Annotated in this window: 20 protein-coding genes; 12 read left to right on the forward strand and 8 right to left on the reverse strand. The window is 66.3% G+C overall.

All coding sequences use genetic code 11. The features are described from left to right. The first annotated feature begins 103 nt into the window (after positions 1-103). Positions 104-1,246: a PepSY-associated TM helix domain-containing protein gene (locus F3J19_RS20515; protein ID WP_167045140.1), complete on the forward strand. Its 1,143-nt coding sequence runs from the start codon at positions 104-106 to the stop codon at positions 1,244-1,246. A 285-nt stretch (positions 1,247-1,531) separates the two neighbouring features. Beyond that, a complete protein-coding gene (locus F3J19_RS20520) occupies positions 1,532-1,996 on the forward strand; it encodes a GNAT family N-acetyltransferase (protein WP_167045142.1) in 465 nt (154 codons plus the stop codon). A 161-nt stretch (positions 1,997-2,157) separates the two neighbouring features. Here F3J19_RS20520 and F3J19_RS20525 read toward each other — a convergent pair whose 3' ends face one another. Beyond that, entirely contained in the window at positions 2,158-3,057 is a 900-nt protein-coding gene (locus tag F3J19_RS20525) for a helix-turn-helix transcriptional regulator (RefSeq protein WP_167045144.1), read from the reverse strand. 442 nt (positions 3,058-3,499) lie between these two features. Between F3J19_RS20525 and F3J19_RS20530 the strand changes: the two genes are divergently transcribed. Beyond that, on the forward strand, positions 3,500-3,901 hold the full coding sequence (locus F3J19_RS20530) for a gamma-glutamylcyclotransferase family protein (protein WP_167045146.1): 402 nt from the start codon (positions 3,500-3,502) through the stop codon (positions 3,899-3,901). 352 nt (positions 3,902-4,253) lie between these two features. Here the strand turns inward: F3J19_RS20530 and aceB are convergent, their stop codons facing one another. Together aceB and F3J19_RS20540 are read right to left on the reverse strand one after the other, a co-directional pair. Then, a complete protein-coding gene (gene aceB / locus F3J19_RS20535; RefSeq protein ID WP_167045148.1) occupies positions 4,254-5,846 on the reverse strand; it encodes a malate synthase A in 1,593 nt (530 codons plus the stop codon). Between the two features lie 105 nt (positions 5,847-5,951). Further along, complete coding sequence (locus F3J19_RS20540; RefSeq protein WP_167045150.1) at positions 5,952-6,833, reverse strand: (S)-2-haloacid dehalogenase; 882 nt, start codon at positions 6,831-6,833, stop codon at positions 5,952-5,954. Positions 6,834-6,992: 159 nt separating this feature from the next. Here F3J19_RS20540 and F3J19_RS20545 point away from each other — a divergent pair, with 159 nt between their 5' ends. Then, complete coding sequence (locus F3J19_RS20545; RefSeq protein WP_167045152.1) at positions 6,993-7,895, forward strand: LysR family transcriptional regulator; 903 nt, start codon at positions 6,993-6,995, stop codon at positions 7,893-7,895. A 190-nt stretch (positions 7,896-8,085) separates the two neighbouring features. Beyond that, positions 8,086-8,520: a universal stress protein gene (locus F3J19_RS20550; protein ID WP_167045154.1), complete on the forward strand. Its 435-nt coding sequence runs from the start codon at positions 8,086-8,088 to the stop codon at positions 8,518-8,520. Between the two features lie 357 nt (positions 8,521-8,877). Here the strand turns inward: F3J19_RS20550 and aceA are convergent, their stop codons facing one another. The 3 genes from aceA to F3J19_RS20565 all read right to left on the reverse strand — a co-directional run bounded on the left by aceA (position 8,878) and on the right by F3J19_RS20565 (position 13,060). Then, positions 8,878-10,182: an isocitrate lyase gene (aceA, locus tag F3J19_RS20555; RefSeq protein WP_205193076.1), complete on the reverse strand. Its 1,305-nt coding sequence runs from the start codon at positions 10,180-10,182 to the stop codon at positions 8,878-8,880. Between the two features lie 466 nt (positions 10,183-10,648). Continuing rightward, a complete protein-coding gene (locus F3J19_RS20560) occupies positions 10,649-12,271 on the reverse strand; it encodes a DEAD/DEAH box helicase (RefSeq protein WP_167045158.1) in 1,623 nt (540 codons plus the stop codon). Positions 12,272-12,790: 519 nt separating this feature from the next. Beyond that, positions 12,791-13,060: an acyl-CoA-binding protein gene (locus F3J19_RS20565; protein ID WP_167045161.1), complete on the reverse strand. Its 270-nt coding sequence runs from the start codon at positions 13,058-13,060 to the stop codon at positions 12,791-12,793. Positions 13,061-13,346: 286 nt separating this feature from the next. Between F3J19_RS20565 and tsaB the strand changes: the two genes are divergently transcribed. The 4 genes from tsaB (at position 13,347) to F3J19_RS20585 (ending at position 17,152) form a co-directional block, all read left to right on the forward strand. Then, positions 13,347-14,186 carry a tRNA (adenosine(37)-N6)-threonylcarbamoyltransferase complex dimerization subunit type 1 TsaB gene (gene tsaB / locus F3J19_RS20570; RefSeq protein ID WP_167045164.1) on the forward strand — a complete coding sequence of 280 codons (840 nt, stop codon included), beginning with the start codon at positions 13,347-13,349 and terminating at the stop codon, positions 14,184-14,186. Continuing rightward, entirely contained in the window at positions 14,183-14,677 is a 495-nt protein-coding gene (gene rimI, locus F3J19_RS20575) for a ribosomal protein S18-alanine N-acetyltransferase (protein ID WP_167045167.1), read from the forward strand. The genes tsaB and rimI overlap by 4 nt, the downstream gene beginning before the upstream one ends. After that, on the forward strand, positions 14,664-15,959 hold the full coding sequence (locus F3J19_RS20580; RefSeq protein WP_167045170.1) for a uracil-DNA glycosylase family protein: 1,296 nt from the start codon (positions 14,664-14,666) through the stop codon (positions 15,957-15,959). Before rimI ends, F3J19_RS20580 begins: the two co-directional genes overlap by 14 nt. Positions 15,960-16,186: 227 nt before the next feature. After that, positions 16,187-17,152, forward strand: a complete 966-nt coding sequence (locus F3J19_RS20585; protein ID WP_167045383.1) for a DUF1853 family protein — start codon at positions 16,187-16,189, stop codon at positions 17,150-17,152. Positions 17,153-17,275: 123 nt separating this feature from the next. On the opposite strand, the gene thiD is transcribed toward F3J19_RS20585, so the two are convergent. After that, positions 17,276-18,082 (reverse strand): bifunctional hydroxymethylpyrimidine kinase/phosphomethylpyrimidine kinase, encoded by an 807-nt coding sequence (thiD, locus tag F3J19_RS20590; protein ID WP_167045173.1) that lies wholly within the window; start codon positions 18,080-18,082, stop codon positions 17,276-17,278. Positions 18,083-18,198: 116 nt separating this feature from the next. Further along, complete coding sequence (gene lplT / locus F3J19_RS20595; RefSeq protein ID WP_167045176.1) at positions 18,199-19,506, reverse strand: lysophospholipid transporter LplT; 1,308 nt, start codon at positions 19,504-19,506, stop codon at positions 18,199-18,201. 218 nt (positions 19,507-19,724) lie between these two features. Here lplT and alr point away from each other — a divergent pair, with 218 nt between their 5' ends. The 3 genes from alr to F3J19_RS20610 all read left to right on the forward strand — a co-directional run bounded on the left by alr (position 19,725) and on the right by F3J19_RS20610 (position 22,608). Next, complete coding sequence (gene alr / locus F3J19_RS20600; protein WP_167045179.1) at positions 19,725-20,795, forward strand: alanine racemase; 1,071 nt, start codon at positions 19,725-19,727, stop codon at positions 20,793-20,795. Between the two features lie 3 nt (positions 20,796-20,798). Then, positions 20,799-22,175: a DNA repair protein RadA gene (radA, locus tag F3J19_RS20605; RefSeq protein WP_167045182.1), complete on the forward strand. Its 1,377-nt coding sequence runs from the start codon at positions 20,799-20,801 to the stop codon at positions 22,173-22,175. 154 nt (positions 22,176-22,329) lie between these two features. Continuing rightward, positions 22,330-22,608: a DUF2866 domain-containing protein gene (locus F3J19_RS20610; RefSeq protein WP_167045185.1), complete on the forward strand. Its 279-nt coding sequence runs from the start codon at positions 22,330-22,332 to the stop codon at positions 22,606-22,608. The last annotated feature ends 34 nt before the right edge of the window (positions 22,609-22,642 follow it).

Genomic DNA, 22,642 nt, shown 5'->3' on the forward strand with positions numbered 1-22,642 from the left:
CTCATCGATCGTCAACCCGACACTACACGCGGCGCTTCATAGGCAGGACACTCCTTGATTGACGTAGCGATGAACCTGGCTTTCCTTACGATACGAGTCCGGCATGCGACGGCTGCGTAACCTCTGGCTCAGCGCGCACCGGTGGTTCGCGCTGAGTCTCGGCTGGATGCTCGGGCTCATCGGCCTGAGCGGCGCGCTGCTCGTGATCGCGCCGCCTCTCGACGAACAATTGCATCCGCAACTGTTCAGGGTGCCGGCCTACACCCACAACACCCACGCCCATCGCGAGGCGCTCCCGCTCGAAACGATCAGATCGAAGCTGCGTGCCGGATTCGGCGAGAAGGCGAGCTTCTCGTTTCTGCCGCCTCGCGAAGCGGACGGCAGCCTGTCGGTTATCGTGCGCGGCCCGTGGCGAGGCACGCTCTATCTCGATCCGTTCAGCGGCGCCGAACTGGGGCGGCGTGGCGAGAGCGAAGGGGTCGTCAACTTCCTGTTCAAACTGCACAGTTCGCTGATGCTGGATGATGTGGGCCGGTCGATCCTGGCGATCGTCGCGCTCGGTTATCTGCTGCTTCTGGCAAGCGGCCTCGTCTTATGGTGGCCGCGCGACTGGAGAGTGGGGTGGCGCATCGAGTTGCACAAAGGACTGACTCGCAGCCTTTTCGATCTGCATCGGGTCGCCGGTGCCACGCTCGGGGTCGTGATCGCCGTATCGGTTGCGACCGGCGCTTATATGGGCTGGCAGCCGCTGCGCAAGTTCGTCACCACGATCAGCGGCACCACGTCGCTGCATGCGCCAGCATTGCCCGTGGCCTCGCGCGGACGCGAGGCCACGCTGCCTCTCGATACGCTCGTGGCGGCGGCGCGCGCGGTGTTCCCGGACGGGCGCGTCTACCTCGTTCAGACACCAGCGAAAGCGGATCGGCCCGTACACGTCCGGCTGCATCTCCCCGACGATCCGCATCCGAACGGGCGCACGCTGCTCTGGGTCGATCCGGTGACGGGCAAGGTACTGGCTGCGCAGCGCTGGAATCAGGCCGATATCGGCGCGCGGGCTGTCTCGGTGGTTTATCCGCTGCATACCGGCGCGCTCGGCGGTCCGCTGCTCGAAGCGCTCGTGATGCTGGGCGGCCTCGCGCTCGCGGCCATGAGCGGGAGCGGGTTGTGGCTGTGGTGGCGCCGTTCGAGGCGAGTCGCGTCATCGTCGCGCGCCCGTGCGAGTCATCGGGGCGGGGCCGTCGAATGAGGGAGGGCGGCCGTTCATGGCGCCGCCGTCGGCCGATGTGTCCCGGCGCGGGTGCTGACAGCGGTTCGAGCCCCGCACGCCTGGCCGGAGCGGGATCTTCAGACCGGCCAAGCCCGCTCGCAAAAAGCGGCGTTCTCAAGCGGTTTTTTTCCGATTTCCGCCTTCTTCCGCGTATTCTTTTCGCCCGCGCCTTGCGCCGCGCCGCAACCCGCTCGGGACAAACAGCCATTGCCAGCGGGCGCAGCCTGTTTTACCGTTGATCCGACTCATCCTCGCGGTCCCGTCATGTTTGATCCCACTGAAGCCCTGTCACCGTTTCATCTGCGCCACGCCAGCATGGATGATTTCGAGTTTGCCGAGGCCCTGACGCGCAACAACATGGGCGGCTACTATCGCCGGCATCATCTGGTTTGGCGCAGCGATCTGTTTCTCGGCAGCTGGCGCGAGTCGGAGAATTTCATTCTCGAAGTGGATGGCGTGCCGATGGGCGTGCTGCGCATCACGGAAGAAGGCGATTCGCTGCATATCCGCGACGTGCAGATTGCCGAGGGATACCGGCGGCTCGGCGCCGGCACCTATCTGCTCGACATCTCGCATCAATGGGCGCGCGAGCGTGGACTGCACGAGCTGCAACTGCGCGTGTTCGTCGATAATCCCGCGGCGCGGCTGTATCAGCGCAAGGGCTACCGGCTCGCCGGGCCGCGGCTCGCGCAGCTCGGCGCAATTCGTCATCTGGCGCGGCGGGTTTGAGCGCGGCGCGAGACATGCGGCGCGCGCTTTATACGTTATTCACACGTTCTGCGGCGACTTCTCAGACGATCCTCACACGCGTGGCGCCGGTGCCGTGGTGCCGGGCTCGCCGTCTCCAATGCGGCGCCGCGTATTCAGGGCATGGGCCGTTGCGTCGCGATTCAGCGTCCGGCTGGCTCCGCCGGATTCGCGCGATCCTGTGCCGTCTCTTCGTCCGCCGGCGGTTCACCGGCCTCGCCGTTGTCCACGCGATGCTCGGCGCCTCGTTCGATAAACGCGCGCGGGCTCGCGCCGAACGCACGGCGGAACATCGCGGAAAAGGCGCTCTGGCTCTGATAGCCCAACTCGCGCGCTACGTGCGAGAGCGGCCGTCCCTGGCTCAGCAGCGGAATCGCGCGCGCGAGAATCGCCTGCTGACGCCATTGAGAAAAGCTCACGCCGAGTTCCTGACGGAACAGCCGCGCGATCGTGCGCGTGCTCGCGCCGACGCTCGACGCCCATTGTTCGAGCGACTCGCCATGCGTCGGGTCCGCGATCACCGCCTCGCAGAGCGCGCGCAGGCGCTTTTCGTTGGGCATCGGCACGGACAGCGGCAGCGGCTCGGAGCGCGTCAGTTCGTCGAGCGCGAGCGCGCCGAGCAACTGCTCGCGCGCGGCGGACAGGCCCGGCATGTCGAGCGCGGCAATCACTTCGCGCAGCAGGTTCGACACTTCGACGACGCGCGGCGTGTCGAGTCCGGCCGGCACCGTGCTCTCGGTGATGTAGAGCGTGCGCAGGAACGCGTCCTCGACGGAGCACACCTCGTGCGACACATGCGGCGGCACCCAGATCGCGCGCGAGGGCGGCACCATCCACGTGGTGCCGGTGGTCGCGACGCGCAGCACGCCGCGCGATGCATACGCGACCTGCGCCCAGGCATGCGTATGACGCGGGATGCGCCAGCCGGCCGGCATCGGCCGCGAGCGCACGCGGATCGGATGCGTCTCGGTCGGCGCGGACTCGGGCGGAATGTCGGCGAAGCGGATGCGGCTCAACAGGTCGGAGTCGGCGGACGAAGTCATGGCGAAGCCCGGTACGGATGACGGGAGACGGCCGGCATGCGGGCCGGCCGCCGCGAATCACTGCGAGTGCGGTCATTGTAGAGGGCGGCTGCCTTGCGTTGCGGTCTCGTGGTCGAGAGCGAGGCGGGCGCGCATGAACGGCCTGCGGAAGTCGCAGCGTGACGCGGCCGCGGGGGTTCGCGACCGAGGTTGCCCGTTTTCTGGCGTTGCATAATGTCGCGACTGTCCGGCGTGTTCGTGGCGAACGTAGCGCGGGATAAACCACGGGATAAACCACGGGATAAACCACGGGATAAACCACGGGATAAAACGCGGGATTGAAACCGCAGGATTGCAATCACTGCATTGAAATCACCACGGGGCCGTAACCGGATCGCGACACAGCCCGCGACAGGCGCGGCTAACGCGGCCCGACCCCTCACCTCAAGGAGACCCTACGACGATGCAGACCGTCTTTGTCTACGGCACGCTGCGTGCCGGTGAAGCGAACGACATCAGCGAAGCCGCCGCGCGTAACGACATCCCCGCGCCGACCTTGCTCGGCACCGCGAGCGTGCGCGGCCATCTGTTCGACTTTGGCCTGTACCCGGGGCTCGTGGTCGACGAGGCGGGCGTCGACGTATGCGGCGACGTCTACGAAATCGACGATGCGCTCGTTGCCGTGCTCGACGAAATCGAAGCCGTCTATCCCGGCGTCGAGGACCGCTTCCTCGCCCGCGAGGTCATGGTGAAGGTGGACGGCAACGTCGTGAACTGCCGCTTCTATCCGGTCACGCCGGGCGCGGTGAAGGGGCTGCCCGAGATCCGGTCGGGCGATTGGGTCGAGTATCGCCGCACGCGGTGATCGGGCGCGCGAAAGACCGAGTGGGTGAAAGGGCGCGATGTTTGCGCATCGTGTCCTGCCCATCGCGTCCGCGTGGTGGGTCCGCGCAAAGGCGGCACGCGAGAGACGGCACGCGAGAGACGGAGCGCGAAGTACGGCACGAAACATGGCAAGACGCACGGCAAAAAGCACGGCCCGAAACGAGATGTGCAAAGCACCATGGAAAATGGCGCGCCGCTAACCGCGTGGCGCGCCATTCTTTTATCTATCGAGTCGTAACAGCTCGGGCGATCGTCCGGGCCAGACGTACATCGAACCGCGCATCGAACCGTACATCGAACCGTACATCAACCCGGCCACCTGGCCCGCAGCCTCAAATCTCCTCGTAAAGCGGCAACGTCAGAAAGTCGGTGAACTGCTCCGCCGTCGACATCTGCTCGAAAATCTGCGCCGCGCGCTCATACGGCTGCGTGTCGCCGCCCACCGTCTGCTTCACCTTGTCGAGCTCCTGCGCCGCGAGTTCGCGCACGAGTTCGACCGTCACCTTGCGGCCATCGTCGAGCGTGCCCTTCGGCGAGCGAATCCACTGCCACACTTGCGAGCGCGAAATCTCGGCGGTCGCCGCGTCTTCCATGAGGTTGTGGATCGGCACGCAGCCATTGCCCGCGAGCCACGAGCCGAGGTAGTGAATGCCGACGTTGATGTTGTTGCGCAAGCCCGCCTCGGTGATCGGCGTTTCCGGCCGGAAGTCGAGCAGATCGGCGGCGCTGACGAGCACGTCGTCGCGCTGCTTGCCGATCTGGTTCGGCCGGTCGCCGAGCACCTTGACGAACTCTTCCATCGCGACCGGCACGAGGCCCGGATGCGCGACCCAGCCGCCGTCGTAGCCGTCGCCGGCATCGCGAGCCTTGTCCGAGCGCACGCCGCCCATTGCTTTTTCGTTCGCGGCCGGATCGTTCTTGATCGGAATCAGCGCGCTCATGCCGCCGATCGCCGGCGCGTTGCGCCGATGGCAGGTCTTCAGCAACAGCAGGGCGTAGGCGCGCATGAACGGCGAGGTCATCGTGATCTGCGAGCGGTCGGCGAGACAGAAGTCGCGGTCGCTCTTGAACTTCTTGATCGCCGAGAAGATGTAGTCCCAGCGGCCCGCGTTGAGGCCCGAGCTATGTTCGCGCAGCTCGTACAGGATCTCGTCCATTTCGAACGTGGCGAGGATCGTCTCGATCAGCACCGTCGCGCGAATCGTGCCGCGCGGCACGCCGACCGCTTCCTGCGCGGCGACGAAGAGGTCGTTCCACAGACGCGCTTCGAGATGGCTCTCCATCTTCGGCAGATAGAAGTACGGACCCGAGCCGCGCGCGACCAGCTCCTTCGCGTTGTGGACCATGTACAGCGCGAAATCGAAGATGCCGCCCGATACGCGCTTGCCGTCGACCTTCACGTGCTTCTCGTCGAGATGCCAGCCGCGCGGACGCACGATCAGCGTCGCGGTCCGGTCGTTGAGCTTATAGGACTTGCCGTTCTGTTCGAGCGAGATCGTGCGGCGCACCGCGTCCTTCAGATTGATATGGCCGGTGATCTGGTTGTCCCAGCTGGGCGCATTCGAATCCTCGAAGTCGGTCATGTAGGAATCCGCGCCGGAGTTCAGCGCGTTGATGATCATCTTGCGCTCGACCGGCCCCGTGATCTCGACGCGGCGGCATTGCAGGTCTTGCGGCAGCGGCGCGATCTGCCAGTCGCCATCGCGCACGCTCTGCGTGGCGGCGAGGAAGTCGGGCCGCTCGCCCGCGTCGAGCCGCCGCGTGCGTTCGACGCGCGCTTGCAGCAACTGCTGGCGGTGCGGCTCGAACGTGCGATGCAGCGCGGCGACGAGTTCCAGCGCTTCGCGTGTGAGGATCGTTTCGAAACCGGGCTTGATCTCGCCGGTGATTTCCATGCCTTGCGGCAGCGACAGCGAATTCGTCATGTTTTCTCCTTGGTCGGTCAGATTGCAGAAAGTCGGATTGCGGAAAGGTGGAGGTTGAAAAGCAGTGAGTGGATGGCGCTGGCCGGATCGCCGCGCGGGCGCTCGTCAGGCGCGCGGGCCGGCGCGCTTGCGGGTGCCGCCGCCGCGCGGTTTTTCAGGCTGGCCGATATGGGGCGAGGGCGAATCAGGCGCTCGCAGGAACGCCAGCAGATCGTTCATGCCGCTGCCCGTGCCATGCGGCGTGACGCCGAGTTCTTCGAGCGGCGCGTTCTGCCGGTTGAGCCAGAACGTCGTGAAGCCGAACCACGTCGCGCCGGCCACGTCCCAGCCGTTCGACGAGACGAACACGATCTCGCGCGCGGCCACGCCGAACGCGGCCGGGCCGAGCGCATAGGCGGCGGGCGAGGGCTTGTAGGCGCGCACGGCGTCGACGGACAGCACGTGATCGAAGAGCGCGCTCATGCCCGCGCTCTTGACCGCGATGTCGAGCATCTGCGGATTGCCGTTCGAGAGGATCGCGAGCCCGACATGAGGCGTGGTTGCCGCGGCTGTGGTGCTCGCGGAGCTTGGGGCTGGGTTCTGATCTGGGTTCAGACTCGGGTTCGGGTTCGGGTTCGACGCCGCCTCGCGCAACGCGCGCAGCACCGGCACCGCATCGGGAAAGGCGGACAGGCACGCGTATTCGTCCATCAGACGCTTTTCGGCCACGCGCCCGAGCGTGAGCTGCAGTTTTTTCGCGGCGAAGCGCAGGGCGTCGAGCGTGATATCCCAGAACGGGCGGTAGTGTTCGCCGGGAGCGTCGGTGCGCGCGGCGAGTGTGCGCAGTTGCGTGTATTCGATCTGCTTCTGGCGCCACAACTGCGAGAGCGCATTGCCGTGGCTGGGGAACAACTGCTCGGCGGCGGCGATCACCGAATGCACGTCGAAAAGCGTGCCATAGGCGTCGAAGATCACTGCTCGCGGGAAAGGTGTCGTTGTGGCCGACATTGCCGTGCGCTCCTGTCAGAGGTCGGGATCGATTGTATTGGTGACCTTAGGTGCTAAAAAATAGGCTAAAGATCACTTGATCTTTTACTTTCATATACCTAATCTGACGCCCATCGCCCCATTTCCGCCTCTTGCGCCTGCTCGCGGCGCGCACCGTTCATGGACCGTTTCAAGCAGATCGAGACTTTCGTCACCGTCGCGGCCAAGGGCAGCCTGTCCGCGGCGGCGCTCGCCGAGGGCGTCGCGCCCGCGATCATCGGCCGGCGCATCGATGCGCTCGAAGAGCGCCTCGGCGTCAAGCTGCTCGTGCGCACGACGCGCAAGCTCACGCTGACCTTCGAAGGCTCGGCTTTTCTCGAAGACTGTCAGCGCATCATTCACGACATGCAGAACGCCGAGGCGAGCGTGTCGGCGGGCGGCGTGAAGGCGAGCGGCCATCTGCGGCTGTCGGCGCCGGCCGGCTTCGGGCGCCGCCATGTCGCGCCGCTCGTGCCCGCGTTCACGGTCGCGCATCCGGACGTGTCGATCACACTCGATCTGTCCGACCGCCTCGTCGATCTCGTCAACGAGGGCTTCGACTGCGCGGTGCGGCTCGGCGAATTGCCCGATTCGTCGCTGGTCTCGCTGAAGCTCGCCGAAAACCGGCGCGTGTGCGTCGCCTCGCCCGCGTATCTGAGCCGGCGCGGCGCACCGCATAGCCTCGCCGATCTCGCACGCCACAACTGCCTCGCGTTCGGCGCGAGCGCGAACCAGCAGCGCGGCTGGATGTTCCAGCAGGACGGCAAGGTGGTGTCGATCAAGGTGTCCGGCACGATGGAATGCTCGGACGGCGCGGTGCTGCACGAATGGTGTCTCGCCGGCCATGGGCTCGCGTGGCGCTCGTGGTGGGAGGTCGGCGACGAACTCGCGGCCGGCCGGCTCGTCACCGTGCTCGACGAATTCGCCGCGCCGCCGATCGGCATCCACGCAGTGTTTCCGCAGCGCCGCCATCTGCCGCTGCGGGTGCGGCTGTTTCTGGACTTTCTCAAGCATACGTACGGCGAGCCCGGTTACTGGGACTGAAGGCGGGGACGGACAGCGGAGACCAATCGCGGAGACCGACGCGCAAGCGCCCGCCGGTCCCGGCATCGGGACAGACCCTTGGCCGGTCTCCGCCCGCATCGGCACGCACTACAATCATTCGAACAGCCTGCCCGGCGGGCTTCGTTGAACGCTGACGCCGCGCTGCGCGCAGCCGGCGACGGAGGGCATCATGTTCAGGCACATCCTGGTTCCGACCGATGGTTCGGATCTGTCACGCAAGGCGATAGCGGGCGCGATCGATCTCGCGCAGGTCGTCGGCGCGCGCATCACCGCGTACGCATGTCTGCCGCAATATCCGTACTCGCCGTTCTCCGACATCGCGGTCGAGCCGCCGGGCGAGTTTTTGCAGCGCAGCGAGCGCGAGGCGCAGGTGCATCTGCGCGAGGTGGAACTGGCCGCGCACCGGGTCGGCGTACACGTCGACAGCCGCACGAGCGTGCATCCGGCGCCTTACCTCGGCATCATCGAGGCGGCCGAGCAGGGCGGCTGCGACGTGATCTTCATGGCCTCGCACGGGCGGCGCGGGCTCGGCAGCCTGCTGATCGGCAGCGAAACGCAACGGGTGCTCACGCACACGAAGATTCCGGTGATCGTGTATCGCTGAATATCGCGTTGAACGTTGTGCCGGCGTCGAAAAAAAAGCGCGCCAGCGATAAGGCTGGCGCGCTTCTTGTTGCCGCACGATGCGCTGTGCGGATTTCCCCCTGCTGCGAGATTTTTTCCTGCGGAATTTTTCTGTCTTGTCGTGCCCCGGCCGCCGGGAGCCGGTTGCGGGCCGGCTTCGGCCCCCGGCGGCGCGGTCCCTCCCTCTGGCGATGGCTCTCTGACGGAGCCGCCTGCCGTTTGCCGATCGTTGCTGCGATTCCAGGGCCATTCCCGGATCATTCCCGGGCCACGCATGGGACCGGCGACACCGCCCGGTCCGCGTGGCCCGCTGCTTCGACTTCGCGGCGGGTGGGCCTCAGGCCACCTTCTTGTCGAAGAACTGCTCGTTTTCGGTCGAACCGTGCAGCGCGGTCGTCGAGGCTTCGCGCTCGACCGTCTGCGTCACCGCGTCGAAGTAGCCGGTGCCGACTTCGCGCTGGTGCTTCACGGCCGTAAAGCCCTTTTCGGCCGCCGCGAATTCCGCCTGCTGCATTTCGACGAAGGCGGTCATCTGGTTGCGGGCATAGCCGTGCGCGAGGTTGAACATCGAGTAGTTCAGCGCGTGGAAGCCGGCCAGCGTGATGAACTGGAACTTGTAGCCCATCGCGCCGAGTTCGCGCTGGAACTTCGCGATCGTCGCATCGTCGAGGTTCTTCTTCCAGTTGAACGACGGCGAGCAGTTGTACGACAGCAGCTGGTCCGGGTACTCCTTGTGGATCGCGTCGGCGAATTTCTTCGCGAACTCGAGGTCCGGCTTGCCGGTTTCGCACCAGATCATGTCGGCGTACGGCGCGTAGGCGAGGCCGCGCGAGATCGCCTGTTCGAGACCCGGCCGCGTGCGGTAGAAGCCTTCGACGGTGCGCTCGCCGGTCAGGAACGGGCGGTCGTTGTCGTCGATGTCCGAGGTCACGAGGTCGGCGGCTTCCGCGTCGGTGCGGGCGAGCAGCACGGTCGGCGTGCCCGAGACGTCGGCGGCGAGACGCGCGGCGGTCAGCTTGGCGACGGCTTCTCGGGTCGGCACGAGCACCTTGCCGCCCATGTGGCCGCACTTCTTGACCGAAGCGAGCTGGTCTTCGAAGTGCACGCCCGAGGCGCCCGCTTCGATCATCGCCTTCATCAGTTCGAACGCGTTCAGCACGCCGCCGAAGCCGGCTTCCGCGTCGGCCACGATCGGCGCGAAGTAATCGACGTAGCCTTCATCGCCGGGGTTCTTGCCTTCCGACCACTGGATCTGGTCGGCGCGCGTCAGCGTGTTGTTGATGCGCTTCACGACGAGCGGCACCGAGTTGGCCGGATACAGCGACTGGTCCGGGTACATTTCGCCGGCCACGTTCGCATCGCCCGCCACCTGCCAGCCCGACAGATAGATCGCTTTGAGGCCCGCCTTGACCTGCTGCATCGCCTGGTTGCCGGTCAGCGCGCCGAGCGAGTTGACGAACGGCTCGTTGTTCACGGCGGCCCACAGCTTTTCCGCGCCGCGCTTCGCGAGCGTGTGCTCGACCTGCACCGAGCCGCGCAGACGCACCACGTCTTCGGCCGAGTAGGTGCGCTTGACGCCCTTCCAGCGCGGATCGGTTTCCCATTGCTGCTTGAGTTGCTGCACTTGCTGTTCGCGGGTCATGGTCATGATGTGCTCCTTCTAGGCCTGTTATGGGGGATGGGTGACTCTGTCTTCTCGAAGCGTCGGGCCAGGCTGGGCGTTCTGTTTCGTGAAGTCTTATATAAGAGTCTAGGCAAATCGAAGGTCGCGCAACAGGCGCCGCAAAGCGTTTTTCCAATATTTATTTTTCAATAAAATCAATGCATTGAACTTGTAATTTCGTATTGAGAAACGATATTTCCCCTATTGCAATAGGCCGTCTTGTGCCTTGCAGCATGATTTTTTACGACACAAAAAATTTTTTCATATCGTGAAATTTGCGGTGGCGAGCGATAGACGAAAAAAAACCGGTGCCTGAGCACCGGTTTTTCCGGACCGACGGACAGCGGGGTGCTGTCCGGGTCCTGCTGCGTGTCCTGAACGGCAAACGCGGGCGGGTTCTTTCGAAACACGCCGCGCCGCGATCAACGACGCTCAGCCCGCCTGTTTAGCCGCCACGGCGCGCCGTACGCGGACCGTCGTTGCGACGCGCGCCGTAGCCGTCACGCGAGCCGTTGTAGCCGCCGTCGCGCGAACCGCCGTAGCCTTCGCGCGAGCCGCCGTTGTTGTAGCCGTCACGCGAACCGCCGCCGGCCGACCGGTTGCCCCAGTTGTTGCCGTTGCTATTGCCATTGCCGTTACCGTTGCGCGAGCCGCCGTTGCCGTAACCGCCGGGCTTGCCCGAACCGTTGCCGAAGCGCCGGCCGTTGCCGCCCGGACGGCCGCGGCCGCCGAAGCCAGGACGGCCGTTGCCCGAAGGCGGCGCCTTGCGCGGCTCGAAGCCTTCGACGACGTTGACCGGCAGCGGCGTGCGCACGAAGCGCTCGATGCGCTTCAGCGCACCCTGTTCCGCATGATGCACGAGGCTCACCGCGACGCCCGAGCGGCCCGCGCGGCCGGTACGGCCGATACGGTGCACGTAGTCTTCGGCGAACTTCGGCAGGTCGTAGTTGAACACGTGCGTGATGCCGGGGATGTCGATACCGCGAGCGGCGACGTCGGTCGCCACCAGCACGCGCACGCGGCGCTCGCGCAGCGCGCGGATCGTGCGGTTACGCGCGCCTTGCGGCAGGTCGCCGTGCAGCGCGGCCGATTCGAAACCGGCGTCGGCCAGACGGCCCGCGAGCTGATCAGCGTCCATCTTGGTGGCCGTGAAGACGATGGCCTGGTCGAGGCCTTCGGCGCGCAGCAGATGGTCGAGCAGACGGTCCTTGTGATCGCGGTCGTCGACGTAGTGGACGGTTTGCGCGATGTTGGTGCGCTGTTCCATGCGCTGGACGATCTCGATGCGCTCCGGGTCTTTCAGCAGACGGCCGGTCAGCGAGCCGATCTTGCCGTCGAGCGTGGCCGAGAACAGCATGGTCTGACGCGTGGCCGGCGTTTCGGCGACGATCGTGTCGATGTCGTCGATGAAGCCCATGTCGAGCATGCGGTCGGCTTCGTCGAGCACGAGGATCTGCAGTTGCGACAGATCGATGCGACCGCGCTCGAGGTGGTCGATCAGACGGCCCGGCGTGGCGACGAGAATTTCGGGGTTCTTGGCGAGCAGCATCAGCTGCTGGCCGTAGGCGACGCCGCCGAGAATGCTGACGGTGCGCAGGCGCTTGAGGTGCTTGCCGTAGGTGGCGGCGGCGGTCGTGACCTGCATCGCGAGTTCGCGGGTCGGGGTCAGCACCAGCATGGTCGGACGCGCGACCGGCTGCGGACGGCGGCCGCGGCCACCGTCGGCCGGGCGCGGTTCGCGCGGCTGGTTCGCCTGGGTCTTTTGCAGCTGCGCGAAACGCTCGATGGCGGGCAGCATGAAGGCGGCGGTCTTGCCCGAGCCGGTCGGGCTCGACACCAGCAGATCGCGGCCGGCGATGCCGGCCGGTACCGCGCGCTGCTGCACCGGCGTCGGGTGCTCGTAGCCGGCGGCGGTCAGCGCGGAGACGACTTCCGCGGACAGGCCGAGCGACGCGAAGGTCGGTTTGGCGTCAGCCGGAGCGGCCGCGACGGGAGCCTCGGGGGTAAGACCGAGTGCTTCGTCGGCGATGGCGTTCAACGGGCTGGCGGAGGAATTGCTCGAAGTCATGTGAATCCTTGAAAACGATCCTGGGAAATTCAGGGAGTTAAAACGTCAACGCCAATCGGCATACCCAAGTCGTCGGATTCAGCGAGCAAAGAAGCAGCGAGCAAATCGAAAAACGGGGGCAGCTCGCAGCAATGAAGGCGAGCTTTTCGTTAGAAGCTGTATCGGATGCGACATGCCGACATGGCGTGCCGCCAGCCTTGGACTTGACGCCCGTAGAGGGCCAGGCAGGAGGGGACAGGTTCTAAACTGGATTGGAGCTAAACGCTACGAGGCGCTGCGCCGCCAGAGCCGCTCGGGAAAGCAGCACTAGCGATGAAGTGCAGGCCGCATTATATAGGTATTTGCTGCACTGCGCCACTATTCGGAATCGTCTGATCGGAAAAGTGTGCCGGAACGGGTAGGGCGGGTGAGTCGGCCGGGCGTGGCGTTCGCGGTTCGGGAATCGCCGCGAGGCCGTTTTTCCCGGTCGGGCGGCCTTGTTGCGGCGATTTCGCGGCTCTCGTTGAGGCCGCTGGTGTGTCAGGCCGCCGCGCCGCTCTTCAGCGATTCGACGAGCTCGACGTATTGCTGCTTCGCAGCGTCCTGCGCGGTGCCCTGGAGCGCGGCCCATGCGTCGTACTTGTATTTGCCGACGATGTCGGTGAAGCCCGGCTTGTCGCCGTGCACGTCGCCTTCGCTGGCCTGCTTGAAGAGCGCATAAAGACGCAGCAGCGTGAGATTGCCGGGGCGCTCGGGCAACTGCTTGACGTCTTGCTGGGCCTGGGCGAACTGGGTATCGATGTCGGTCATGGTCGTGTGGCCCGCTGGGCGGGCGTGGATGGGATCGGCCGAAAATCATAACAATTGAGTGCGGCCGCGGGGCCGAGGGCTTATTCCAAACGGCGGCGGGGGGCGGCAAGCGGCGGCAAGGCGCGCGAGGGCGATACCGAGGGGCAACGGGGCAAGGGGCACCAAGCGACACCAAGCGGCGGGTGGCGGGTAGCGAGCAGCGGCGGCCACGCGACCACCCGGCCCGCGCGCGCCGCGAGGCCGCAAACCACCATCCCCGTGCACGGCGCCGATTACAATACGGTCCATGACTCAAACAGTGCTCCTTGCCCTCGATACTTCGACCGAATTCTGTTCGGCGGTGCTCGTGTCCGCGAGCGTCGATACCACTGGCCGGCCCACTGCCGAACCCCGCGTCTGGGTGCGCCACGAACGGACCGGCGCGGTCTCCAGCACGCGGCTGCTTCCTGCGATCCGCGAGCTGTTCGCCGAAGCCGGCCTCGCGCTCGCGGACTGCGACGCGATCGCGTTCGGTGCCGGTCCCGGCTCGTTCACCGGTCTGCGTACCGCGACCGGCGTCGCACAAGGCCTCGCGTTCGGCCTGAATCTGCCGGTCGTGCCGATCGGCACCCTGCTCGCGTGCGCCGAAAGCGCGCGTCTGCGCGATCCTTCGGTGACGCGCGTGCTCGCCGCGCTCGACGCGCGCATGGACGAAATTTACTGGGCCGACTACGCGTGGGATGACGCGCAACACGAATGGCGCGTCGTGCAGACGGCATCGCTCGATGCGCCCGAGCGGCTCGTGCTGCCCGACGCGCCGTTCACGCTCGCCGGCAACGCGGCTGCGGCGTTCGGTGCGCGGCTGCCGGCCGTGGTCGCCGCACGGACGGTCGACGGCGAGGCGCTGCCGCATGCGTTGCCGCTCGCCTACGCGGCGCTGCGCGCGTTTCACGCCGGCCGCACGGTGCCTGCCGATCAGGCCGCGCCCGAATACGTGCGCGACAAGGTCGCGCAGACCACGGCCGAGCGCGTCGCCGAAAAGGCGGCCAAAGCGGCGGCACAGGCAGGGCAAGCGGCGCAGACCGCCGGGAACGCGCCCGACGGCGGCGCGTCCGCACAGGCGCCGCACGGCGAGGCGCGGCGATGAGCGGCGTGCTGCTCGCGGACCGCTACATGTCGCCGATGACCGAAAGCGATCTCGACGAAGTCGCCGCGATCGAGAAGCTCGCCTACGAGTTTCCGTGGAGCCGCGGCAATTTCGGCGATTCGCTGCGCAACGGTTATTTCGGCGTTTGTCTGCGCCACGTGACGGGGACGCTGCTCGGCTATTGCGTGCTGATGCCGGTCGTCGACGAAATGCATCTGCTCAATCTATGCGTCGCGCCGCAGGTGCAAGGCGCGGGCGCGGGCCTTGCGCTGCTGCGCGAGGCGGTGCGCATCACGCGCGCCGAAAGACTCGAGGGCCTGCTGCTCGAAGTGCGGCCGTCGAATCATCGGGCGATCCGGCTGTACGAACGTTTCGGCTTCGCGTCGATCGGCCGGCGCAAAAATTATTATCCGGCGCGGCATCGCGGCCGGGAGGACGCGATCGTGATGCGTCTTTCGTTTGCCACGGAGGGCGAAGATGGCGCTGCATGAATCGGTACTCGAAGAATTCGGACTCGCGCCGCTGTGGGTGCGGCGCGGCATGGCGGCGCGGCAGCCGGCGGGCGAGGCGGCTGTCGGACTCGGTGATGCCGGGGGCGCGCACGCACCGCGGGACGAAGGGGGCGAGAGCGTGCATGCTAGGGCGCGCGAGCAGGATGTGCCGGCGGGTCAAACTCAGGCTCAGGCGCAAGGCGAACGGCGTGCGCCCGAGGAGCGCGACGAAGCGATGCTGGCGGAAGATCCACGCCATCGCTCCGACGATCGCGCCGCCCGGGAGCGCGCGGACGAGTTGCAATCGATGCAGGGCGACGTGCGCAATGAGCGCGATGAGCGTCGAGCGGAGCCCGCATCGCGGACCATGCCCGAAGCGATGCACGCGTCGGCGGATCGGGGCGAGCCATCGCCAGCCCGACGCGAACCCGCGCAGCAGGATACGACCGCAGCCCGACGCGAACCCGCTCAGCAGGACGAAGCCGCAGCGCATCGCGAACCCGCACAATCGCGAGCACGTCAGCAGGAGCAACTGCGGGCGCAACCGCCAGCCTATTCTCCCGCGCCGCCCAACTTCGACGCTCCTCCCGACGACGACTTCGCGTGGTTCGACGATCTGCCCGCGCATTCGCGTGCTAGTGAATCCGCTCATGAACCCGTTGAAGCCCGCGGCAACGCTCCCGCACTGCCTGCCGTCCACACGCTCGACTGGGACGCGCTGAGCGAGCGCGTCGCCGCGTGCGAGTCGTGCCGCCTATGCGAGAAGCGTACGAACACGGTGTTCGGTGTCGGCGATCGCAACGCCGAGTGGATGCTGGTCGGCGAAGCGCCGGGCGAGAACGAGGACCGCCTTGGCGAGCCGTTCGTCGGCCAGGCGGGCAAGCTGCTCGACAACATGCTGCGTTCGCTCGCGCTGGCGCGCGGCACCAACGTCTATATCGCGAACGTGATCAAGTGCCGTCCGCCCGGCAACCGCAATCCGCAACCGGACGAAGTCGCGCGTTGCGAGCCGTATCTGCAGCGCCAGGTCGCGCTCGTCAAGCCGAAGCTGATCGTCGCGCTCGGCCGCTTCGCCGCGCAAAGCCTGCTGAAGACCGAGGCCAGCATTTCGTCGCTGCGCGGCCGCGTGCATCGGTACGAGGGCGTGCCGGTGATCGTCTCGTACCACCCCGCGTATCTGCTGCGCAGCCTGCCCGACAAGGCGAAGGCCTGGGCGGATCTGTGCCTCGCGCGCGATACGTGGCTCGCGGGCGGCGGCGCGCCGTCGAACGAGCCGAAGTGACGACGCCCGAGGGGCCGGCGGCGCACGATGCCGCCGCGCCGATCTCTCGCGCCGGGCTGCTCGACACGCTGCTCGGTGTGTGGCCCGATAAGCGGGGCGATGAGCGTCCCGATGTGAGCGTTGAAGAACCTGGCAAGGCGCACGCTCACACGCACGCGCAAGCGGTCGCGCCATCCGCGCCGCAATCCAGCGCGCCACTCCACTCGTCATCCGAGTCGTCACCCGACATAGCCGCCGCTCCCTCGCACAACGATCCGTTGCGCGACCCCGCCGTGCGCGATCTCGCGTGGTTGCTGCTGAGTCCCGATCTGTTGCGTCCGCAATTGCCGGTCGGCGTGCTGGCGAATCCCGTCGAAACGCCGCAGCAACGGCAGGCGACCGTCGCCTGGCTGCGCGCGCTCGATGCCGCGCCTGAGCCGCTCCATCGCGATCTTTCGGCGACGCGCATCACGCGCCTGGGCCGCTATGCCGAGCGGTTGCTTGGCTGGTTTCTGCAGCATGGGCCGGCCGCGCAACTCGTCGCCGCTGGCGTGCCGCTGCGGCGCGCGGGCGTCACGCTCGGCGAATGCGATTTTCTCGTGCGCACGCACGAGGGCGCGCGGCTGCATTGGGAACTGGCGGTGAAGTGCTACCTGCACGCGGGAGCCGCACGCGAAGCGCAGGCGGGACGTCTCGCCGATTACGTCGGCCCCAATCTGAAAGACCGCTTCGACATCAAGCTCGCGCATCTGCTCAATCATCAGTTGCCGTTGAGCGCGCGCGAGGAGTTCGTGCTGGCCGGTTATGCGGGGCCGTGGACGCCGCAGATGTTCGTCAAAGGCTGGCTGTTTTACCGGCATGGCGAGACGCCGCTCGATCCGCCCGAGCTCGATCCCGCGCATGGGCGGGGCTGGTGGGTCACGCGTGGCGACTGGCCCGGGTTCGCGGCGGCGCATGCGCGGATCTGGCGGGTCTTGCCGCGACTGGAATGGCTTGCGCCGCGACGCGTAGCGGCTCTGGAAGAGCAGGGCGACGACGAACGCGCGTCATACGTCGATGCGCCTACGCTCGCTGTACAGACTTCGCATCAACACAGCCCGGTGATGGTCGCCGCGTTCGTCGAAGACGGTGCCGGCCATCTGCTCGAACGCTCGCGCGGCTTTATCGTGCCCGACGACTGGCCCGAGCAGGCGCGGCATTACGCCATGCAATAGCCGCAACGCAGTCGTGCGGCAGTAGTGCGGCATTCGCGGCGTGCGATCGCGATCGAGTTTGCGACGCATCGCGAACACAGGCGCATACGCACGCATCTGCGCACACGCGCAACGATAAATCCCTCACCACCAGCGGTGAAAATGATGCACCGGCCCCACGCCGTGACCGACTTCGAGACGGTCGCTCGCCTGCAACGCGCCGGTCAGATAAACCTTCGCGTCGGCCACCGCACTCGCGAGATCGCCGCGCTGCGGAATCAGCGCCGCAATCGCCGACGACAGCGTGCAGCCCGTCCCATGCGTATTCTTCACCGGCACGCGTGGCCCGCCGAGACGCAAGGCGCCGCTGGCCTGCACGAGCCAGTCGGGGCTGTCCGCCGCGCTCAGGTGGCCGCCCTTCATCAGCACCGCACGCGCGCCGAGCGCGCGCAGCGCTTCGCCCTGGCCGGTCATGCCGGCTTCGTCGGTGGCAGGCTGCATGCCGAGCAATGCGGCCGCTTCCGGCAGATTCGGCGTCAGCAGGTCGGCGAGCGGCAGCAGTTCGTCGCGCACGACCGCGACCGCATCGGGCAGCAGCAAGGCGTGATGGCTCTTCGAGATCATCACCGTGTCGAGCACGATGTGCTTCGGCTTGTGACGGCGCAGCGCATCGGCGACCGCGCGCGCGATCGGCGCATTCGCGAGCATGCCGATCTTCACCGCGTCGATGCGGATGTCGTCGAACACCGCGTCGAGCTGCGCACTGACGAAGCCCGGGTCCGGTGCATGAATCGCGCTCACGCCGCGCGTGTTCTGCGCGGTCAATGCGGTGATGACGCTCGCGCCATAGGCGCCGAGCGCGGAGAAAGCCTTCAGATCGGCCTGGATGCCGGCGCCGCCGCCGGAGTCGGAACCGGCGATCGTCAGCACATTGGGAATCGGTTGAGTCATGGTCAGGCGAGGAAGAAGGCGCGCGCGCGGGGAGCGCATGCGCATCGTCGAAACAGCCGGCTCGCGGAACGAAACACGCGGCCGGCCCGGGGGGCCAGCGCCTGTTCAGCGCTGGCTCAGTGTTTAGCTTCGCCGATCAGCGCGACCGAATCGAACGCGCGCTGGTTCGCCTGGTGGCGCCGCATCACGAGCCACATCATCAGGCAGACGAAGGTGCCGAACAGCACGATCACGGCCGCGACCGGCACGTCGAGCCACACGAGCACCGCGTACAGGCACAGCATCACGAGCACCGAGAGATTCTCGTTGAAGTTCTGCACGGCGATCGAGTGTCCCGCCGACAGCAGCACGTGCCCGCGATGCTGCAGCAGCGCGTTCATCGGCACGACGAAGAAGCCCGACAGACCGCCGACGAGCATCAGGAAGAGATACGCGACGATCAGATAGCCGGGCATGTGCATGCGGCCGAAATAGATGCCCCAATGCGAGGGGAACAGATCGCGCGTATAAAACGCCATCAGCATCACGGCGATCCCCATCATGATGCCGACCGGCAGCACCGAGAGCGACTTCTTCAGCGGCACGCGCGAGGCCGCGAAGATCGCGCCGCCCGCGACGCCGACCGCCACCACCGCCTGCAGGATCGCCGCTTCGGACAGCGACATGCCGAGCGACACCTCGGCCCACTTCAGCACGATGAATTGCAGCGTCGCGCCGGCACCCCAGAACAGCGTCGTGACCGCGAGCGAAATCTGTCCGAGCTTGTCGCGCCACAGCACGAGAAAGCAGTCGGCGAAATCGGTGATGAGGCGGATCGGCCCGTGTTCCTGCTTCGGATAGCGCGCGCCGGTATCGGGAATGCGCAGATTGAAGAGCGCCGCGATGACGTAGATGCCCATGATGACGAGCATCGCGGCTTCCGAGGGCGTGTTCACGGTGGGAATGCGCAGGTGCAGGATGGGCGCGGCGATATGCGGGCTGATCAGCGCGCCGCCGAGCACGGTGCCGAGAATGATCGAGCCGACCGTGGTGCCCTCGATCCATCCGTTCGCGGCGACGAGCCGGTCAGGCGGCAGCAGTTCGGTGAGGATGCCGTATTTGGCGGGCGAGTAGGCTGCCGCGCCGAAGCCGACGATGCCGTAGGCGATGAGCGGATGCGCGCCCATCAGCATCGTGATGCAGCCGAGAACCTTGATGGTGTTGGTGACGAACATCACGCGCCCTTTCGGACGGGAGTCGGCGAAGGCGCCGACGAAGGCGGCAAGAACGACGTACGACAGCACAAAGAACAGCTTGAGCAGCGGCGTCATCCAGTTCGGAGCGTGAAGATCTTTCAGCAGTGCGATAGCGGCGATCAGAAGCGCATTGTCGGCCAGCGACGAAAAAAACTGCGCGGCCATGATGGTGTAAAAACCTTTTTTCATCTGATGCGATGCTGTCCTCGCTGCGGTCTGTCCGCCCCGGCCGTTTGCAGTGCGTCCGGGCTTATGCCGATCGAAATGGGTTGTGCGCACGGCTTTATATCACGAAAATAGCTGGATTCGGACTAGCAGAATCCTTGATCGCACCGCCCAGCGGGCCGCCGAGCGCCGAAAACGCCAGGTAAGCCGCTGATTCGCAAGTGTCTTTACGAAAAAATCCCATGCCGCGCCCCCTCTCAGCCACGATACATACCGCTGCTCTCGCCAATAATCTTGCCGTCGCCCGGCGTTATGCGTCGAAGTCCAAAATCTGGGCCGTCGTCAAGGCAAACGCGTACGGACATGGCCTCGCACGCGTGTTTCCGGGCTTGCGCGCAACGGACGGCTTTGGGTTGCTGGACCTCGAAGAAGCGGTGAAGTTGCGTGAATTGGGCTGGGCGGGCCCCATTCTTTTGCTCGAAGGCTTTTTCCGACCGACCGATATCGACGTGATCGACCGCTACAGCCTGACCACCGCGCTGCATTCGGACGAACAGTTGCGCATGCTCGAAATGGCGCGCCTGTCCAAACCGGTCAACATCCAGTTGAAGATGAACACCGGCATGAACCGGCTCGGCTACACGGTCGAGAAATTCCGTGCCGCATGGGAGCGCGCGCGCGCCTGCCAGGGCGTCGGCCAGATCACGCTGATGACCCATTTCTCCGACGCCGACGCCGAGCGCGGCATCGCGCATCAGATGGCAGCGTTCGAGCGCGGCGCGCAAGGCATTGCCGGCGCGCGCAGCCTCGCGAATTCGGCGGCCACGCTCTGGCATCCGGAAGCGCATTTCGACTGGGTGCGCCCCGGCATCATCCTGTACGGCGCGTCGCCCTCGGGCGTGACGGCCGCGATCGAGAGCACCGGCCTGCAGCCTGCGATGACGCTCGCCTCGGAACTGATCGCCGTGCAGACGTTGAGCGCGGGCAATTCGGTCGGCTACGGTTCGACGTTTACCGCGCGCGGCGCCATGCGTATCGGCGTGGTCGCGTGCGGTTACGCGGACGGCTATCCGCGCGTCGCGCCGGAAGGCACGCCGGTGATCGTCGACGGCGTGCGCACGCGGATCGTCGGGCGCGTCTCGATGGACATGCTGACGGTCGACCTCACGCCGGTGCCGACCGCCAACATTGGCTCGCGCGTCGAGCTGTGGGGCACCGCCTTGCCGATCGACGACGTCGCGCAGGCCTGCGGCACGATCGGCTACGAGCTCATGTGCGCGGTCGCGCAGCGTGTGCCGGTCCGTGCGGAGTAACGCGTGGCGAAAGCAAAGACGTTGTACATCTGTAGCGAGTGCGGCGGGCAATCGCCGAAGTGGTCGGGCCAATGCCCGTCGTGTCAGGCGTGGAACACGCTCGTCGAATCGGTGGCCGAGGGGCCGGCCACGCATCGTTTCCAGTCGCTCGCGAAGAGCACGCCGGTGCGCCGTCTCGCGGACATCGAAGCATCCGACGTGCCGCGCTTCACGACCGGCGTCAGCGAATTCGACCGCGTGCTCGGCGGCGGTCTCGTGCCGGGCGGCGTGGTGCTGATCGGCGGCGATCCGGGCATCGGCAAATCGACGCTGCTGCTGCAAGCGCTCGCGGAAATCGCCGCGCACAAACGCGCACTGTATATCAGCGGCGAAGAGTCCGGCGCGCAGATCGCGTTGCGCGCGCAACGGCTCTCGCTGCTCGAACCGGGTTCGACCGCGAGCGAGCTGCAACTGCTCGCGGAAATCCAGCTCGAAAAGATTCAGGCGACGATCGCCGAGCAGCGTCCCGACGTCGCCGTGATCGACTCGATCCAGACCGTCTATTCGGATGCCTTGGCATCGGCACCGGGCTCGGTCGCGCAGGTGCGCGAATGCGCGGCGCAACTGACGCGCATCGCCAAGCAGTCGGGCACGACGATCATCATGGTCGGCCACGTGACCAAGGAAGGCGCGCTCGCGGGCCCGCGCGTGCTCGAACATATCGTCGATACGGTGCTGTACTTCGAGGGCGACACGCACTCGTCGTATCGCCTCGTGCGCGCGATCAAGAACCGCTTCGGCGCGGTCAACGAACTCGGCGTGTTCGCGATGACCGAGCGCGGCTTGCGCGGCGTCGCGAATCCGTCGGCGTTGTTCCTGTCGCAGCACGAGCAGTCGGTGCCGGGCTCGTGCGTGCTGGTCACGCAGGAAGGCACGCGGCCGCTGCTGGTCGAGGTGCAGGCGCTCGTCGATGCGGCTAACGCGCCGAATCCGCGGCGTCTCGCGGTCGGCCTCGAGCAGAACCGTCTCGCGATGCTGCTCGCGGTGCTGCACCGGCATGCGGGCATCGCCTGTTTCGATCAGGACGTGTTCCTCAACGCGGTGGGCGGCGTGAAGATCACCGAGCCCGCCGCCGACCTCGCGGTGCTGCTCGCGATCCATTCGTCGATGCGCAACAAGCCGCTGCCGAAGGGGCTCGTCGTGTTCGGCGAAGTGGGCCTCGCCGGTGAGATCCGGCCGTCGCCGCGCGGCCAGGAGCGTCTGAAGGAAGCGGCCAAGCTCGGTTTCTCGGTCGCGGTGATACCGAAGGCCAACGCGCCGAAACAGCCGATCGAAGGCTTACAGGTCGTTGCGGTCGAACGGATCGAACAGGCCATCGATCGGGTCCGCACGCTCGAATAAACAGGGACTTGCGGCGCGCGGGCGCCGTGGGTGCGCCTTGCATGCCGTAATGCACGGTAAATATCTCGTTCCTGGCTGTAACCTGGCCGCCACGCCTTTTTTCTAAGCTGTAAGGGTCTATGTCTCTTCTGATGCCCGAAAAAAGGATCGCGCTTTGAAACAGTCACATGAAACCGCAGCAGAGCGTTCTATCCAGGTGCGTGGTTGCCGGGTCTCCGCACCGATTCACCAGCCTTGGGGCGGCGCCTGCCGGATCGTCGAATGGATCGACACGGCGGGGCAGATATCGCGGCGGGTGGTGGCCGAGGACGTGACGCCCGCCGAGGTGCGCGCCACGATCAGCCGCCATGTGGAAGGCCGCAAGCATCTGCTGTACGACGACGAGAAGTCGCCGCGTCAGACGCTGCCGAGACAGACGGTGGTGCGGCGTTGAGCGTGGGGTCTGCACGCCTCTTTTGCACGTTTGT

The sequence above is a fragment of the Burkholderia sp. Ax-1724 genome (genome assembly GCF_011752995.1).
Lineage (GTDB): Bacteria > Pseudomonadota > Gammaproteobacteria > Burkholderiales > Burkholderiaceae > Paraburkholderia.

Coding starts and splice junctions, on each gene's coding strand:
- F3J19_RS20515 (WP_167045140.1), top strand. CDS start 104: ATGCGACGGCTGCGTAACCTCTGGCTCAGCGCGCACCGGTGGTTCGCG.
- F3J19_RS20520 (WP_167045142.1), top strand. CDS start 1,532: ATGTTTGATCCCACTGAAGCCCTGTCACCGTTTCATCTGCGCCACGCC.
- F3J19_RS20525 (WP_167045144.1), bottom strand. CDS start 3,057: ATGACTTCGTCCGCCGACTCCGACCTGTTGAGCCGCATCCGCTTCGCC.
- F3J19_RS20530 (WP_167045146.1), top strand. CDS start 3,500: ATGCAGACCGTCTTTGTCTACGGCACGCTGCGTGCCGGTGAAGCGAAC.
- aceB (WP_167045148.1), bottom strand. CDS start 5,846: ATGACGAATTCGCTGTCGCTGCCGCAAGGCATGGAAATCACCGGCGAG.
- F3J19_RS20540 (WP_167045150.1), bottom strand. CDS start 6,833: ATGTCGGCCACAACGACACCTTTCCCGCGAGCAGTGATCTTCGACGCC.
- F3J19_RS20545 (WP_167045152.1), top strand. CDS start 6,993: ATGGACCGTTTCAAGCAGATCGAGACTTTCGTCACCGTCGCGGCCAAG.
- F3J19_RS20550 (WP_167045154.1), top strand. CDS start 8,086: ATGTTCAGGCACATCCTGGTTCCGACCGATGGTTCGGATCTGTCACGC.
- aceA (WP_205193076.1), bottom strand. CDS start 10,182: ATGACCCGCGAACAGCAAGTGCAGCAACTCAAGCAGCAATGGGAAACC.
- F3J19_RS20560 (WP_167045158.1), bottom strand. CDS start 12,271: ATGACTTCGAGCAATTCCTCCGCCAGCCCGTTGAACGCCATCGCCGAC.
- F3J19_RS20565 (WP_167045161.1), bottom strand. CDS start 13,060: ATGACCGACATCGATACCCAGTTCGCCCAGGCCCAGCAAGACGTCAAG.
- tsaB (WP_167045164.1), top strand. CDS start 13,347: ATGACTCAAACAGTGCTCCTTGCCCTCGATACTTCGACCGAATTCTGT.
- rimI (WP_167045167.1), top strand. CDS start 14,183: ATGAGCGGCGTGCTGCTCGCGGACCGCTACATGTCGCCGATGACCGAA.
- F3J19_RS20580 (WP_167045170.1), top strand. CDS start 14,664: ATGGCGCTGCATGAATCGGTACTCGAAGAATTCGGACTCGCGCCGCTG.
- thiD (WP_167045173.1), bottom strand. CDS start 18,082: ATGACTCAACCGATTCCCAATGTGCTGACGATCGCCGGTTCCGACTCC.
- lplT (WP_167045176.1), bottom strand. CDS start 19,506: ATGAAAAAAGGTTTTTACACCATCATGGCCGCGCAGTTTTTTTCGTCG.
- alr (WP_167045179.1), top strand. CDS start 19,725: ATGCCGCGCCCCCTCTCAGCCACGATACATACCGCTGCTCTCGCCAAT.